This is a genomic window from Streptomyces sp. NPDC107546, assembly GCF_055639175.1.
Genome location: NZ_JBVKBA010000039.1, coordinates 17703 through 33137 on the forward strand (window position 1 = coordinate 17703; position 15435 = coordinate 33137).

Below are 15435 nucleotides of genomic sequence, written 5' to 3' on the forward strand. Positions count from 1 at the left end.
GGTGACTGGCGGCCGTCGAGGCCGCGCATACGCCGCGGTCCGGACCACGGAGGACGACTACCGCCCACTCATCCTGCGCCGCATCGGAAGCGCGGACGTCATGAACGACATCATCGCAGGGACGGCCCGGTCGTGACGGCCGGCCCCGGACTGGAAGCGATGCCGGTGACTGCACCGGTGATGAGCGCGACAAGCCGCATGATCTCTCCCTGACGGGACGGACAGGAGGGCGCAGCCCCGGCCATCCGGGGCGCCTGCAGCCAGGAATCGGCGGCGAGCGCGGCAGCCACGGCATCCCTGCATGTCGGCACCTCACCTTCACCCCTCGCATCGGCTGCTCCGTGAATTCTGGATGATTATGAGCAGGGATTACGTTACAATCATCGATTGTAACGGATGGCCGGAGTGGCCCGGCTGCCGACGATCTCTGCGCCGGAGGACGGTCATGGCGAGCGACTACGAACGCGGTCGAGTGGGGTTGCTCCTCGTCGACCTGGTCAATGAGAACTTCTCGGAGCACGGCAAGGCCTACTCCATCTACGCACCGGAGTACGAACGGCTGGACACGATCGACAACCTGAAGAAGCTCATCGCCGGGGTGCGGCGGCACAAGGGCATTCCCGTCTTCTACTCGAGGACCGCCTTCACCGATGACGACTACTCGTCGTGGAAGCACGTCTCAGGGATTCACCGGCAGATGTTCGACAACCGGCTGTTCGAGGTGAACACCTGGAACACCGAGTTCTACGAGGACCTGGCTCCCCAGCCGGGTGACGTGATCCTAGCGCCGCACAAGAGCCTCGACGTGCTCCACCACACCGACCTGGAGTTCCAGCTGCGGCAGCGGAACGTCGAATACCTGGCCATCGCCGGAGTCTCCGGGATCATGGCCGTGGAGTCGACGGCCCGCACCGCGATGGAGCGCGGCTACCACGTCACGACGTTCACCGACGCGATCGCCGCTCCCGGTGGGCTTGTCACGTACCAGGCGATGATGCGCGGCCTGAACATGGTCTCGCACAGCGTGGTCAGCGTCGACGACTTCCTGGCCTCGCTCGACATGCCGGCGACGTAACACTTCACCGTCAGTGCGGGGTGAAGGGAGAGACCGGGGCGTGCATCGGGCACGAGTGGGGCCGACGGGCGTCCGGGACCGGTTCGTGGCATCCGATCCCGGACTGCTCAGGCTGCTGTCCGGGCTCAGCGCGGTCTGCTCGGTGCTGCTGGCGCTGGGGGCCCTCGCGGCGATGCACGCGCCGGTACCGATCCTGGTGGCGGGTGCTCTCACCGCCATGGTCAGCACGGTGGCGATCACCGAGCGCCGACCGCACGACCAGGCACTGACCCTCGCGGCCGGAGTGCCCCTCGCGCTGGCCGTCATGGCGGTCGGCAGCGCACTGACGCCGTACCGGGTCCTGGCGGACGTGGTGTTCGTAATGATGATCTTCGCCGCCATCTACATCCGGCGGCTGGGCCCGCGCGCGACCACGCTGGGCGTCTTCGCCTTCCAGCTGTTCTTCGTGACCCAGTTCGTCGAGACCCGCCCGGAGCAACTGCCGCAGCTGTGCCCGGCCGTGCTGGTGGCCTTCGGCAGCTCGGCGCTGATCCGCTTCGCCATCCTGCGCTCGCCGCCGGAGCGGACGCTGGCACGGCTGAACCGGGCTTTCCGGCTGCGGCTGGGGCTGGTCCTCGACGCGCTGATCGAGATGGCCGAAGGCGGACCGGAGGCGCCGCGAACCGAGCGGGCGGTTGACGACCTGCGCCGGCATGCGGCCCGGCTGCACACGGGCGCGTTGATGATCCAGAATTGGCTGGGCACCGGAGCGCCGGACCAGTCCACGGCCACCGCGATCCAGCGCCGCGTGACAGCAGCAGAGACGGCCGTGGAACGGCTGGCCATCCTCGTGATGCGGCTCTTGTGGCCCGGTGCCGACATCGACACCCTGACCCGGCATCTGACGAACGTCCGCCGTGCCGGCTCCTGCCTCGACGCTCGGGAGGCCCTGACGCTGCCCGTGCTCATCTCGGAGCTGCGCGCGCTGCGCGTGGCGATCGGCCCCGGTCGGCTGCGACCGGCGCCCACCGATCCCGCCGAGGTCCGCGACGGGCTGCTCGGCCACCGCAACGACGAGCACCCGTCCGACGCGTCCTCGTCGACGCCGGACGTCTTGCGCTCCGTCGGGGACCTCGCCCGCACCCTTCGCGACCTGTGCCTGCCCGCCGACGCGCCCACTTCGGCTCCCCAGGACTCCCCCGAGGCGCCACGGTGCACCGGGGAGCTCGAGGCGGAGGACTCCGGCCCGGCGAAGGACGTCGCACCGGGGCTGGAGGGCACCCGCGTCCGTCCCACCACCCGGACCGCGCTCCAGGTCGCCACCGGATCGGCGCTGGCCATCGGCGGCGGTGAACTGCTGTCGCCCCAGCGCTGGTACTGGGCGGTGTTCACGTGCTGGGTGGTGTTCATCAGCACCACCTCCACCGGTGAGGTCCTGGTCCGGGGATACCGCCGGCTGCTCGGCACAGTGATGGGTGTCGTCGCCGCGCTCGCACTCGCCGCCCTGATCGGTGACGATCCCCGGCTGGCGTTCGCCTTGGCGGTCCTCGGCGTGTTCGGGATGTACTACACGACCGCGGTGTCCTACACGCTGATGTCCTTCTGCGTCACCACCATGATCGGCATGCTGTACACCCTGCTCCACGCCCTCACCCCGGGCGTGCTGGTGGTGCGGATCGAGGAGACCGCGCTGGGGATCGCATGCGGGCTGGCCGCGGCACTGCTCGTGCTGCCGACGCGGACCCGGGAACGCACGGACCGCTTGCTGCACGAGGTGCTGGGGCGGCTGCGCGCGGTGCTCTCCCAGTCGCTGGCCCGCTTGGGCGGCGAGCCCGTCGGGGATCTGCTCGGTCCGGCCCGCGCGCTGGATTCGGCCCTGGACAGCCTGCGCGTGTCTGTGGAGCCGCTGATCACTCCGATCAGCCCGTTGCGGTCCCGGCGGCGCACCACGCTCGCGGTGCTGGGGCTGCTCGAGACAGCGGCCTTGCACACCCGCAGCCTGGCCGGCACCGCCGAACCGATGACGGCCGGCATCCGCCTCGGCGCCGGTCCGTACCTCAGGGAGGAGGCCGTCCGCATCGACCGCAACCTCGCGGCCCTGATCGGCCAGGTGGCCGACGGAGGTGACGACGGCACCGCGCTCGAGCGCGGCTCCGGGATCCTCGCCCGGTTCCCGGTCCGGGTGGACGGGGCGCGTACCGAGGACGTCCACGTGACGCTGCGGGTGCTACGGCACCTGCAACGCGTGGACGAGAGCATCCAGGGGCTGGCTCGGACGCTCGGCATGCCCGTGCGCGACAAGCCGTGACGCGGGCTCTCGTTGGTCGGCAGGTCCTCGCCCATGGCATCCAAAGGGAACCGTGGGCGGACGAACCGGCCCTCCGGTCCCGTCGTCGGCCCGGTGAGCGGCGGTCTCCGCAGGACAGCCCACCGGGCCGTGACGACCGGCGGCGCACCGCGTTTCCTCGGCGGCGAGGAGAACACCGAGCTGTCCCGACCGCGACAGCTCGCGCACCTCCGGCCGGACGGCCGTTTCCCGATCACCGACATGCACGAGAGGAAAGCATTCCGTGCCTCATCGGCAAGAGCCGTTCACCGTCATGGTGTTGGGTGAGATCGACCTCGCTTCTGTGCGTACCAGGCAGTCCCCGAGAACCCCACGACCCGCAAGGAGACGACCATGACCGCGGTCGACGTCCCCGCCGCCATCGGCACCTTCATCGAAGCCACCAACCGCGGCGACAGCGAGGCCTTCGCCGCCGCCTTCACCGAGGACGCCCACCTCTACGACTACGGGCGCGAGTTCCACGGACGTGACCATGTGCGCGACTGGGACCGCACCGACAACATCGGTGTGCGGGCCCACTTCGAGCTGATCGATGCGGTGGCCGGTCCCGACCCGGACCGTTATGTCGTCACGCTCAAGGTCACCAGCGACCGGTACAACGGCACCGGCCCCATGACCTTCCGCCTGCGCGACGGCCTGATCGGCGACCTCCGCATCGGCTGACCGCACGCGACCACCCGGCGCTATACCGCGGCCTTCTCCGCCTCGTCCGGCGCCTCCTCCTCGGCGTTCAGGCACTCCGCCAGGCAACGCGTCCGGGAGAGCGTGAAGATGCCGTAGGTGAGCAGGCCGAAGCCGAGCAGGGCCGGCAGGATCCACAGTCCCGTACGGGGCTGCTCGGCGTAGAGCGTCACTCCCAGCACGACACCGCTCACGGCGTCGGTGAGGGTCAGTGCTGGCTGGGAGGCGATGAGCGGGCCGGCCTGCATCGCGGTGCCCAGCAGGAAGAGGGACGTAGCCCCGATCACCGCGAAGCCGTACGTCTGCCACGACAGGAGGAACGCCACGGCTCCCTGATCGTCCAGTACGCCCATGGCCGACTTCATCAGCGCCGCGGCGAGCGCGTTGCCGAGAGCCGCACCGGCGGCCAGGCAGGCCGCCCGCGCCCGGCCGAACGGCCGGGCCCGGGCGGTCAGCACGAGAGCCGCGCCCAGGGCACCGGTGACGACGACGGTCGGCGCCCACCAGAGGACCGGTACCTCGGCGCGTCCCCCGGAAGGGGCGAGCGAGAACAGGAAGACGGCGAGCCCGACGGCGATGTACGCCACCGACGCCCAGGACCTGCGTGATCGGCGCACATGGAAGACCATCCCGCCGATCACGAGGGCCAGCGGCAGCTCCAGGATGAAGACCGGCTGGACGGCGGCGAGCGAACCGGAGGCCAGGGCGAGCGCCTGGAGGATCGCCGACAGCGTCACGCCGACGATGCCCGCGAGCCAGACGGGCGTCCGCAGCAGGTCGGCCAGCAGCCCGAGGCGCAGTGACGTCGACGCGGGGACGGTCAGCGCGGCACGCCTTTGCAACACCGTTCCGAGGGCATTGCTGCAGGCCGCGAGAACGGCGAGAGCGACGGAAAGGGTCATGGCCGCAACGATCCTCTCTCACCCCTGTACACCGTCCACCATTACGCAGGGAAACAACCAAGGCCGCCGACCCGGCATTCCGCAGGGCGCCGTGTCCTCTCGGACCCGTTGGCTGCCGCGGGCTCGGGACGGCGTGAGGCCTCCCACCGCTCGACCCGGTGCACGGCCGCCGCCGGACGCGCCGACGGGGTGCGTCCGGGCCATCGCCCGGTCACCGCGGCCGGCCACCGGACCCCGGTCACCGCGGCCGGCCACCGGACCGTACGTGCTCGCGGTGGGCAGCCCTATGCGACGGCACCGGCGGACCGGGAAGGACGGATGTCGTACGAGATGCGTCCGGCGGGCAGGTAGAACAGGGCGATCAGGGCGCCTCCTCGTACCTCGGGGTAGTGGTGGCTGCCCGGGGCGGGCGCGGTCCAGCCCGCTCCCTGCCAGCCGTTCGGCCCCACCAGCTGGGCTCCGGGGTCGATGGGGGCGACGAGGTTCAGTTCGCCGTACGGATGCGCGTGGTACTGGCCCCGGTAGCGCTCGACACTGTCCATGTAGACGGCCGTGATGCTGAAGTAGTGGGTCTCCGCCGTCGGTTCGGCGATGAGGCTGCGGCGGTAGCGGGGCCCGTCGACCTCGATGTTCGCCGCCCAGCCCTCCTCCAGGACACCGATCTTGATCAGGCGCGCGAGATCCTGGTAGAGCTCGCTGTCGGGGCCGTAGGTGGTGTTCAGCCAGCTCTCCAGGTCATCGCCGGCCGTACGGTTCCTGACCTCGGCCAGGAACGGGATGCTGCGCTCGATCAGTGCCTTGCGGCTGTCCTCGCTCATGCGCGGAGTCCTCTCGTGTCGCCACTGGGTCTGACACGAGAACGATGCAGCCGCTTTTCGTTACAGTCAATAGCTGTAATGAAATACCGATGTCCGTCGGCCCGGACGAAGCGGCGCCGGAAGCGGCCCGGGGCCCGCGCCCGCTCGGCGCCGCCCCGAGGGTCCTCTCAGACGGGGCGAGCCTCGCCGTCCACGGTGATCGCCGGCCAGACCGTGGCGACGACCCGTTCCGCGAAGTCGTCCGGGACCGCCCGGCCGGTCCGCAGGTAGTCGGCGAAGTAACTGCCGAAACACAGGGTGACGACCATGTCCAGGTCCACGTCCTCACGCACGGCGCCGCGGCGCTGCAGCGAGACCAGCGTCATCAGCAGTTCCTCGCAGCGGGGCCGCACCCCGTGCTCCCGCAACTGCTCCAGCAGGCCGGGCGCCCGCTCCACCTCCGCCATGAAGTTGCCGTGCAGGGCCATGGCCCGCTCGTTGTGGTAGCGGGGGTCGAGACGCCGTACCGCTTCGACGAGCGCCTCACGCGGGGCCAACTGCTCCATGTCCAGCGGAGGGTAGGCCTCGCGCTGCTTGCGCAGTCCGTATTCCAGGGCGTCGACGACGAGGTCGTACTTGTTCGCCCACCGCCGGTACAGGGTCGGCCGGGTGACACCGGCGTCCGCGACGATGTCCCCGATCGTCATGGAGGAGTAGCCGTCGGTGGCCAGCCGCTTGCGCGTGGCCTGGATGATCGCCTCCTCGATCGCCGGGTCCCTGGGCCGTCCGCCGGCAGGCACCGCCGGCTCCGCTCCCGAGCGCCCCCCGCGCCCCCCGCGCCCCCCGCGCCCGCCGGCCCGTTCATCGGAACGCGTCGCCTTCGCCTTCGCCATCTCATTCCTTCCGACACACAAGCCGGCCGGAGCCGGTTGCCCATCAGGCCCCCGCCGCATCAGCACACTACGCGAACTCCGGCCCGCCACCCGTAGCGCCTTCACCGGACGGCCAGATCCACTTTCTTTACAGCTCTTGACTGTAACTGAACAGGGCACCTAGCGTTGCGCGACACATGGAGCGTGTGATGTGGCCGAAGGCGAGAACCTCACATGAAGAAGGCCCAGCAGTCGATCGACCACGGCGTCGTGAGCCCCGGCGTCGCCGCGGGCCCGAACGCCCGGGCCCGGGCGAGGCCGCGACCCCGGTGCGGTGCGAGCCGGACGGCAGCGTCGCCGAAGTACTGCCCGGCCGCGAGGGGCGCAACGACGAGCACGCCGTTCCCCCAGCCGGCCGGGCGCCCCTCCTCCCACACCACCCCTCCCCCGGCCTGACCATGGAAACGATCATGAACCACACCCCGGCCACGGCACCGGTCCCCGCCGCCACCCCGGTCACGGTGGAGGCCGCCCTCCGCGGCCGGCGCAGCGTGCGAGCGTTCCTGCCGACACCCGTCCCCCGGTCCAGGGTCGAGCGGCTCCTCGCACTGGCCGCCCGGTCCGCCAGCAACTCCAACTGCCAGCCCTGGCAGGTCCACGTCGTGACCGGGGCGGCGAAACGCTCACTCACCGCCGCCCTCCTGCGGGCCCATGCCGGCGACGACGAGGGGCGGGGACGGGACTACGCCTACCAGCCGGAGCAGGACGGTTGGCGCGAGCCGTTCCGCTCACGACGCCGCCGGTTCGGTGAGAGCCTCTACCGCGAAACGCTCGGGATCCGGGCCGACGACACCGGGGCGCGGCTCGACCATCACCGCCGGAACTACGACTTCTTCGGCGCGCCCGTCGGCATCGTCCTCACGACCAGCCGCCATCCGCTGCAGAGCGCCCTGGTCGACGCAGGCCTGTTCCTGCAGGCCCTGATGCTCGCCGCGCGCGGCGACGACCTGGACACCTGTCCCCAGGCATCCCTCATCGACTTCTCTCCCGTGCTGCGCCGGCACCTGCTCATCCCCGACGACCAGCTGATCGTCTGCGCAGTCGCCCTCGGGTACGCCGACCCCGCGCACCGCCTGAACCGACTGCGCACCCCGCGCGAACCCATCGGTTCCTTCGTCACCTTCCACGGAGACGAAGCGGGCTGAGGGCCTCCCGAGCACGAGCCCCTCGGACATCTTCCGCATCCGTCCCCATCCCAGGGGACGGCCCACACCGGCCGGCCCGCATACGGGCCCCAGGGCAGGCGTCCCCGCGTCCCGAGCCACGCGCCACGGCCCGCGCCGTCCGTACCACGGGCAACCGACCCCAGCACACCTTGGCCCTCTCCCCCTGCCCCGCTTCCGCAGTCCCCGCGCGACCGGCCGACCGCCATGGGTCGGCAGCCACCGGTCGGGGGAAGTGGCCGGGCCTTCCTGGAAGAAGCTCAGGATCCGGGCGATGACCGCCTCCTCGACCGCGTCGACCGTCGACACGTCCTGCGGACGCGGAACGGACTCGTAGTACTCCAGGGCGAGGCGGCTGCCCGGGGCGCTGAGCCGGGTCAGACCGTCGAGCAGCCGCTCGCTCCGCGCTCAGGTACATGAAGAGCCACTCCACCAGCCACATGGTGGGAAGCGCGGGGTCGCACCCGGCGTCGGTGAGCGCCGCCTCCCAGGGGCCGCGCAGATCGGCGACGACCGGGTGGCGACGCGCGGCGGGCTTCAGCCGCGCGCGTCAGCACGCTGTCCTCGAACCGCAGCACCGGTTCGGTCTCGATCTCGTAGACGCTGGTGTCCGCGGGCAGGCCCGGGCGGTAGGCCCTCGCGTCCAGTCCCGCCGCAAGCACGACCAGTTGGCGGATGCCGACGGCGCAGGCCGCCGTGACCCGGCTGTCGTAGTACGGGGTGCGCACGCCGAGGAACGTCGACAGCACCTCTCCGTTCCGTTGACGGTCGGTTGCCACCGGCCTGCCGTGTCAGCCGTACGCACCACGCGGCGGCGGCGACTCGCCCTCCCCCATGCGCTCACCCGGCCGGCAGCCGGGAAAGCGCGCACCGCCAGTCCGGCAGCGCGTCGGCTGCCGGACTCGCGGTGCGGACAGGCGCACGGCGGACCCTGGGACCGCCGCGCTCCAGGACAGGTCAGGCGAGGCCGGCCTTCAGGGCGGCAGCGACCTGGACCACGCGCTCGGCCTGGTGGCGGGCGGCGTTGCGGGTGTGCTCGCCGACCGGGTTGTTGCCCTGTGCGTCGACGTGCGAGGTGCCGTAGGGGTTGCCGTCGACGAACTTGACGGGGTCGGTGTAGCCCGGGGACACGATGATGCCGCCGAAGTGGTGGATGGAGTTGTACAGGGCGAGCAGCGTCGACTCCTGGCCGCCGTGCGCCGTGGCGGTCGTCACGAAGCCGCTGTAGACCTTGTTGGCCAGCTTGCCCTGTGCCCACAGGCCGCCCAGGGTGTCGATGAACTGCTTCAGCTGGGACGAGATGTTCCCGAAGCGGGTGGGGGTGCCGAAGACGATCGCGTCCGCCCACTCGACGTCGGCGGTCGTGGCCTCGGGAATGCCCGCGCTCGCCGCGGCGTGGGCGGCCCACGCCTCGTTCGAGGCGATGGCGGCCTCAGGGGCCAGTTCAGCGGCCTTGAGCAGGCGCACCTCGGCGCCCGCCTTCTCGGCCGCCTCCGCGATCTCCTTGGCGATCTCGGCCGAGAATCCGGTGGAGGAGTAGTAGATGACAGCAACGCGGACAGGGCTGGTCATGGAAGTCGTCTCCGATCCTGAGGATGCGTACGGTGCGCCACGCCGGACTGGGCCCGCGTGGTGCACAGGCGTCGCGCTCGGCGCGCAGTGAGAAGCGCGGCGATCACCGACGGTATGCTGAAGCTTAAACCATCTTGTTTAATCGTCAACCACATCGGACGCAGAGGACCTCGCCGCCACCGGGGCCGGGCGCCGGTCCAGCAGGGCACGCCGGGCGCCTCGACCCGCCGGCGAGTCCCCTGCCGCCGAGCCGGTGCGTCACCTTCCGCACGCCGCATCCAGCGCCGAGGAACCACTGGGCGTAGACCACGCCCTGCCCGTAGGCGCCGACGTGCGCCTGGACGATGTCCATGGCGGCGCCATAGGCGTCCTGGCGGCCCCAGTCACCCTGGAGTTCGAACAGACAGCGAGCCAGTTCACGGGGACGGCACCGGCCACGGCCGTCCGCTGGACGGCACGCCCCCGCCCAGGCAGCCGGTCACCGCCCTCCTCGGTCGCTTCACCGATCCCTGCGGCCCGCACCGGCGGGCGTGTCACGCGATTCCTCGAGGCGGGACACGGCTGGGCAAAATCAGGGCACCCGGCCTTCCGCGCACGCTGCTCTGGTTTACAGTTCAACTATGTAGGGGTGCCACGAGGAGGTCGCACCATGGCAGAGCTGGGTCTGGCCGACACGGTCGGCATCCTGCGACAACCCGGTGTGCGGACGCGGTCCAGCAGCGCCGGGCTCGGGTGGGAGCGGCTGTACCTCTCCACCCAAGAAGAGCAGCCCTACCGTGGTGCCTTCGATCCGGCGCCCACGCACCTGGTGATCCTGCACCTGAGCGGACCTGTCGCCGTGCGGCGGGGACGGGGGCCGGGCGCGCGGTCGCGGACCGTTCCGGCCGGGGGGCTCTTCCTGCAACCGGCCGGCCGTACCCTCGCCGTCGAACTCGGCGGCAGGCTCGACACGGTCCACGCCTACCTCACCGACGATGCGCTGTGCGAGGCGAACGACGGACGGCCCGTGGAGCTGTCCGAGGAACTCGGCGCCACCGATCCGCTGGCCGAGCAGCTCCTGCTCGCGCTGGCGGGCGCGGTGCGCTCGTGGGAGCCGTCGGCCCGTACCTACACCGACCATCTGACCGCGATGCTCGCCGCACAGCTCGCCCGCCGGCACGGCGTCCGCGACGCCGTGCCGGCGGACAGCCGGCCCGGACTGTCCGCACGCCGACTCGCCGCCGTCCGCGAGCTCATGGAGGAACGGCTGGCCGAACCGCTGCCGATCGCGGACCTCGCCGCCGCGGCGTCACTGAGCTGCAGCCAGTTCACCCGGCAGTTCCGGGCGAGCACGGGACAGTCGCCGCACCAGTTCCTGCTCGCGCTGCGTGTGGAGCGGGCGTGCCGGCTGTTGCGCACCGGTACCGACCCGATCGCCGAGGTGGCCGTCGCCTGCGGGTTCTCCCACCAGGAGCACCTCACCCGGGTGATGCGCACCCGGCTCGGCACCACTCCCGCCGCCCTGCGCCGCTCGGGCTGAATACGGCGGCCGCGGCCCTCAGCACTAGCGCGCCAGGACGTGGCGGAGCGCGCCGAGCAGCTCCTCCCGCGCCGCCTCATCGGTCTCGGCGGCGGTGGCCCGGCGCCAGGCGACATGTCCGTCCGGGCGCACCAGCAGCACACCGTCCTCGGCGATCTCGCTGACGCGGCTCCACTCGCCGTAGGCGTCACGGCAGTTGTCGTCACCGACGCGCACCACGCGCAGCGGTACGCCGAGTGCGTCGCCACAGGCCCGCGCGGCGGTCTCCCAGGCACCGCCCGAAAGGCCGGTCAGCACGGTGAAGACACCATGGCCGACGACGTCCAGCGTGGAGACGCGCTCGCCCTGTGCGTCGACCAGCCAGGCGTGCGGCAGCTTGGCGCCCGGCCGGGTCGTCGGCTGGTGCACCAACTCGCGGTCGCCCGCCCACACTTCGGCCGGGCTGTCGTCGGGGAGCACCGCGGTGGAGACGTACCGCTGGTTCATCTCCACGCCGTGCGCGTTGAACTCGTAGTTCTTCAGCTGGATCGCTTCTTCGAGCTGCCGTCTCCTCTTGGCGCCCTCGGGTGTCCGCTCCCGTATCGCCGCGATCCCTTCGGCGATGGCCTCCGCGTCGCTGCCGCCGCCGACGCCGAGCACATCGAAGATCGGCCCGAACTGGTCGCGGCTGAGGTTGGCCCGCTCGACGATCTGCCGCCCCACCGGGGCGCGTTCGGCCGTGTAGCTGTCGAGCAGCGCGGGTCCGGCCTCGCCGCGGATCACCATCGCGAGTTTCCACGCGAGGTTGTACGCGTCCTGGACGGAGGTGTTGGAGCCCAGTCCGTTGGACGGCGGATGGCGGTGCACGGCGTCTCCGGCACAGAAGACCCTGCCGCTCGAATACTCCTCGGTGTAGGCGTGGTTGACGGTCCACAGCGAGGTCGACGTGATCTCCACCGGCAGGTCCGGATCGCCGACGAGGTCGCGCACGATCGTGCGCGCGGCCTCTTCGTCGACCCGCGGCGGCGGCTGCTCTATGTCGTAACCCCACACCAGCAGCCACTCGTTCCACGGGCGGACCATACGGACCAGACCCATGCCGATGCCTCCGGTGTCCGCGCCGGGCTGCAGCACCCAGTACAGGACGCTCGGACGGTGGGCGCAGTACCGGGCGAGGTCGGCCTTGAAGACGATGTTCATGCTGCCGGCCTTGGCCATGCGACCGGCGAAGGGCAGGCCGAGCTCCTCGGCGACCGCGCTGCGCCCGCCGTCGGCGCCGATCAGGTAGCGGGCCCGCACCGTGAACTCATCCCCTCGGACCCGGTCGCGCAGCAGGGCGGTGACCCCGTCCTCGTCCTGTTCGAAGCTGACGAACTCGGTGTCGAAGCGGACCTTGGCGCCGCGGGCCGCCGCGTTGTCGACCAGAATCGGCTCCAGATAGGTCTGCGGCAGGTCGATCATCTCGCAGGGGCTCTTGGCGGAGTACTCGCCGGCCGTCGCGGGGCCGGTGCCCCAGCTGCGGATGCGGCCGATCTCGTCGCCCGTCAGCGCCGTGCACAGCACGGTGTCCCCCATCAGGTGCGAGGGGCTGCCGAGGGCCAGCGCCTCCGGCTCGACGCCGAGGTCGCGCAGCACCTCCATGGTGCGCTGGTTGGTGATGTGCGCCCGCGGCGTGTTGGCGAGCCACCCGTACTTCGTCACCAGCAGGGTGCGGATGCCGTAGGTGGCCAGCAGCAGGGCCGCCGAGCCGCCTGCGGGGCCGCTGCCGACGACGAGGACGTCGGTGTCGTACGCGTCGAGCGGGTCGATGGTCGTCATGGGTGGGCGCTCCTCGGTCATCCGGCCTGGGGGGCGAGACGGAAGGTGTAGTCGAGCCGGCACCACTGGCCGTCGACCGGGCGGCCGTCGGGGGTGGGGCCGGACTGTGGTGTGAAGTCGACGACGAGTTCGTCCTTGACGCCGAAGACGGTGTCGCTGTCCAGGTACGCCCCGCCGGCCACGAACAGCTGCGTGACGAGCCGGCGGTGGCCGGGCGCGTCGAACATGAAGTGGAGGTGGGGCGCCCGGTAGGGATGGCGTCCGACCGCGTCGAGCATCTGCCCGACCGGTCCGTCCTCGGGAATCGGGTAGTGCGAGGGCAGGATGGACCAGAAGGTGATCCGTCCCTGGGCGTCGCTGCGCAGCCGGGCCCGCAGCACCGGTCCCTCCAGATCGGGGAGCTGGACGTCGTAGAAGCCGTCCTCATTCGACTGCCACACGTCCACCACCGCGTCCTTGACCGGCTCGCCGTCGCTGTCCGTGACCCGTACGTCCACCCACAGCGGGGTGCCGTGCAGGCCGCCGGAGATGTCGCTGCCGAGCGCGGTCTCGGGCGGGCCCTCCACGTAGAAGGGGCCGAGCACCGCGGACGGAGTGGTGTCGGGCGTGCGGGAGTTGGTGAGCAGGTCCACGGCGCTGGAGACACCGAGCGTGTCGGACAACAGCACGAACTCCTGGCGGGTCGGACTGCAGATCTGTCCGGTGCGGGTGAGGAAGTCGATGGCGTACTGCCATTCGGCGTCGGTGACGTCGTTGGCCGCGACGAAGGCGTGCAGGTGCCTGACGAGGTCGGTCATCAGCGTACGGACCCGGGGGTCGGGGGCGTGCGCGAAGCTGGCCACCACCTCCTCGGTGAGCCGGGCCAACTTCGCCTCCGTCGACGGCGGGCCCTGCGGACGGCGGCCCTGCCAGGCGTCGGCCAGCAGCTCGCCGATGCCCTCGGCGGTCAGCTCACGCGGGTTGGGGTACGGCGTCGAGGCGGCCAGTTCGGCCGCGCGTGCCAGGTCGGACTCCGCCATGCCGAGGTCGCGCAGCGAGGTGGGGGCTCCCAGGGAGACGATGAGGTCGTACACGCCGCTCGGTGCGTCGGGCACGCCCAAGGCGTCGGCGATGCGGCGCATCACCTCGGGGACGGCGGGTGCGTTGTAGGCCATGGCGTGCGGCAGCACGACGGTATGGGTCTCGGCGTGCGGCAGGCCGAAGCTGCCGCCGAGGGTGTGGCACAGCTTGTGGTGCAGGCCCATGCCGACCGTGGCGAGGCAGGTACCGGCGAGCCAGGCGGCGTGCAGCAGGTCGGCCCGGGCCTCCGGGTCGGCCGGATCGGCGGCCAACCGGGGCAGCGCCCGGGCGATGCGCGAGATCGCGTCGAGGGCCTGCCGGTCCGTCACCGGGTTGGCGTCGACCGAGTAGAGGGCCTCGACGGCGTGCGCCAGGGCGTTGACGCCGCTCGTCACCGTCATGGGCAGCGGCAGAGTGAGGGTGAAGTCGATGTCGTAGACGACGGTCTCGGGCAGGATCGCCGGGGACGACTGGGTGACCTTGCGCCCGTCCCGGGTCTCGCCGAGCACCGGGGTCACCTCGGATCCCGCGTAGGTGGTCGGCAGGATCACCTGCGGGAGGTCCGTACGCAGGGCCAGCGCCTTGGACAGGCCGGTCGTCGAGCCGCCGCCGACGGCCACGATCGCGTCGGCCGAGGCGTGCGTGAGCACGTCGAGCGCCTGCTCGGTGACCTCGACCGGGGTGTGCATGGCGGCGCCGTCGAACTCCGCCACCACGAGGTCTCCGAGCGCCTCGCGGACCCGCGTGGCGGTCCGGGCCAGGGGCGGGCTCGACAGCAGCAGGACACGGGAGCAGCCGAGCCGCGCGACCTCCTCGCGGAGCCGGCCCACCGTGCCGGGTCCGAAGACGACCCGTGAGGGACGGGATGTGTAGACGAACGTCCGCATTGAGTTCTGCCTCCGCTTGTCATCCGGTGCGCGTCGATCGCTTGGGGCACCGAGTGTGCGGAGGAGGGCGGTGCGTCGTCCTGCACGATGCACGCGCCGCGCTGCACGAAACGCGCGTGTGTTCCGGAGTCGGCGCACCGCGCACGACACGCCCGGGGGACGGCGCCCGTGCGCTTGTTCCGCGCCGCGGAGCGCCGGTCGTCCCCTCCGGTGCCTAGGCCGCCAGGCTCGGCTGCCCCGCGCTGACGGGGAACGGCGTGACGCGCAGCCAGGCATACACGCGGCGTCCGTTCCGGCCGGGGCGGATCTCGACGTGGTCCGCCAGGTGTCGCATGATCCCCACCACACCAAGGAGGCCGCGGCCGCCGGTGAAACCGCGCTCCGGCTCAAGCTGGTCGCCGCCTGGCGTCATTCCACCGTGTTCACCGAGGCCAAGCGGGCCGCACCGGCGCTTGCCGAAGAGGGCACCCGGCTCGGCGAGCAGGGCGTGCCGACGAGACCTGGGCCGAGGTGCGCGAGCACTACGACGACGACCAGGTCGGTGCGCTGGTCTGCCTGGTCGCCCTGATCAACGCGGCTACCCGGATGAACGTGATCGTGCACGACCTGGGGGTTCGTACGAGCCCGGCATGTTCGCCAGTATGTCGAGCTGATCGGCAGGCGAATGCGGCCCGGCCCGGGCTCCGCGAGGACGACATCCGGACCGGTACGCGGATGACCGCGCT

13 protein-coding genes and 2 pseudogenes are annotated in these 15435 nt (G+C 71.4%); 6 read left to right on the forward strand and 9 right to left on the reverse strand.

The features are described from left to right. Window positions 1–445: 445 nt before the first annotated feature. The 3 genes from ACZ7L1_RS34115 (at window position 446) to ACZ7L1_RS34125 (ending at window position 4064) form a co-directional block, all read left to right on the forward strand. The gene (locus ACZ7L1_RS34115) at window positions 446–1075 is read left to right on the forward strand and encodes a cysteine hydrolase family protein (protein ID WP_471442867.1); all 630 of its coding nucleotides are present in this window, start codon (window positions 446–448) and stop codon (window positions 1073–1075) included. A gap of 85 nt (window positions 1076–1160) precedes the next feature. Then, a complete protein-coding gene (locus tag ACZ7L1_RS34120) occupies window positions 1161–3362 on the forward strand; it encodes an FUSC family protein (protein WP_471442869.1) in 2202 nt (733 codons plus the stop codon). Between the two features lie 372 nt (window positions 3363–3734). Further along, window positions 3735–4064, forward strand: a complete 330-nt coding sequence (locus tag ACZ7L1_RS34125; protein WP_471442871.1) for a nuclear transport factor 2 family protein — start codon at window positions 3735–3737, stop codon at window positions 4062–4064. A gap of 20 nt (window positions 4065–4084) precedes the next feature. Here ACZ7L1_RS34125 and ACZ7L1_RS34130 read toward each other — a convergent pair whose 3' ends face one another. The 4 genes from ACZ7L1_RS34130 to ACZ7L1_RS34145 form a co-directional block, all read right to left on the reverse strand. Continuing rightward, on the reverse strand, window positions 4085–4984 hold the full coding sequence (locus ACZ7L1_RS34130) for a DMT family transporter (protein ID WP_471442873.1): 900 nt from the start codon (window positions 4982–4984) through the stop codon (window positions 4085–4087). A gap of 284 nt (window positions 4985–5268) precedes the next feature. Next, window positions 5269–5802, reverse strand: coding sequence for a DUF4863 family protein (locus ACZ7L1_RS34135; protein ID WP_471442875.1), 534 nt, complete (start codon window positions 5800–5802; stop codon window positions 5269–5271). Window positions 5803–5969: 167 nt separating this feature from the next. Then, a complete protein-coding gene (locus ACZ7L1_RS34140; protein ID WP_471442877.1) occupies window positions 5970–6581 on the reverse strand; it encodes a TetR/AcrR family transcriptional regulator in 612 nt (203 codons plus the stop codon). A gap of 302 nt (window positions 6582–6883) precedes the next feature. Beyond that, window positions 6884–7090 (reverse strand): hypothetical protein, encoded by a 207-nt coding sequence (locus ACZ7L1_RS34145; RefSeq protein WP_471442878.1) that lies wholly within the window; start codon window positions 7088–7090, stop codon window positions 6884–6886. 33 nt (window positions 7091–7123) lie between these two features. Between ACZ7L1_RS34145 and ACZ7L1_RS34150 the strand changes: the two genes are divergently transcribed. Then, window positions 7124–7858, forward strand: a complete 735-nt coding sequence (locus ACZ7L1_RS34150; RefSeq protein ID WP_471442880.1) for a nitroreductase — start codon at window positions 7124–7126, stop codon at window positions 7856–7858. On the opposite strand, the pseudogene ACZ7L1_RS34155 reads toward ACZ7L1_RS34150, so the two are convergent. From ACZ7L1_RS34155 to ACZ7L1_RS34165, 3 genes and pseudogenes are all read right to left on the reverse strand, one after another. Next, window positions 7830–8655, reverse strand: a pseudogene (locus ACZ7L1_RS34155) (class I SAM-dependent methyltransferase). The gene ACZ7L1_RS34150 and the pseudogene ACZ7L1_RS34155 overlap by 29 nt on opposite strands. Window positions 8656–8833: 178 nt before the next feature. After that, on the reverse strand, window positions 8834–9448 hold the full coding sequence (wrbA, locus tag ACZ7L1_RS34160; RefSeq protein ID WP_263234523.1) for an NAD(P)H:quinone oxidoreductase: 615 nt from the start codon (window positions 9446–9448) through the stop codon (window positions 8834–8836). A gap of 145 nt (window positions 9449–9593) precedes the next feature. Beyond that, entirely contained in the window at window positions 9594–9800 is a 207-nt protein-coding gene (locus ACZ7L1_RS34165) for a hypothetical protein (RefSeq protein ID WP_471442882.1), read from the reverse strand. 297 nt (window positions 9801–10097) lie between these two features. Between ACZ7L1_RS34165 and ACZ7L1_RS34170 the strand changes: the two genes are divergently transcribed. Continuing rightward, window positions 10098–10967, forward strand: coding sequence for a helix-turn-helix domain-containing protein (locus tag ACZ7L1_RS34170; RefSeq protein WP_471442884.1), 870 nt, complete (start codon window positions 10098–10100; stop codon window positions 10965–10967). Between the two features lie 24 nt (window positions 10968–10991). Here ACZ7L1_RS34170 and ACZ7L1_RS34175 read toward each other — a convergent pair whose 3' ends face one another. Beyond that, complete coding sequence (locus ACZ7L1_RS34175; RefSeq protein WP_471442887.1) at window positions 10992–12764, reverse strand: FAD-dependent oxidoreductase; 1773 nt, start codon at window positions 12762–12764, stop codon at window positions 10992–10994. 17 nt (window positions 12765–12781) lie between these two features. Further along, window positions 12782–14710: a maleylacetate reductase and hydroxyquinol 1,2-dioxygenase domain-containing protein gene (locus tag ACZ7L1_RS34180; protein WP_471442889.1), complete on the reverse strand. Its 1929-nt coding sequence runs from the start codon at window positions 14708–14710 to the stop codon at window positions 12782–12784. A 343-nt stretch (window positions 14711–15053) separates the two neighbouring features. On the opposite strand from ACZ7L1_RS34180, the pseudogene ACZ7L1_RS34185 reads away from it, so the two are divergent. Further along, window positions 15054–15363, forward strand: a pseudogene (locus ACZ7L1_RS34185) (carboxymuconolactone decarboxylase family protein); the annotation flags it as partial. Between the last annotated feature and the right edge of the window lie 72 nt (window positions 15364–15435).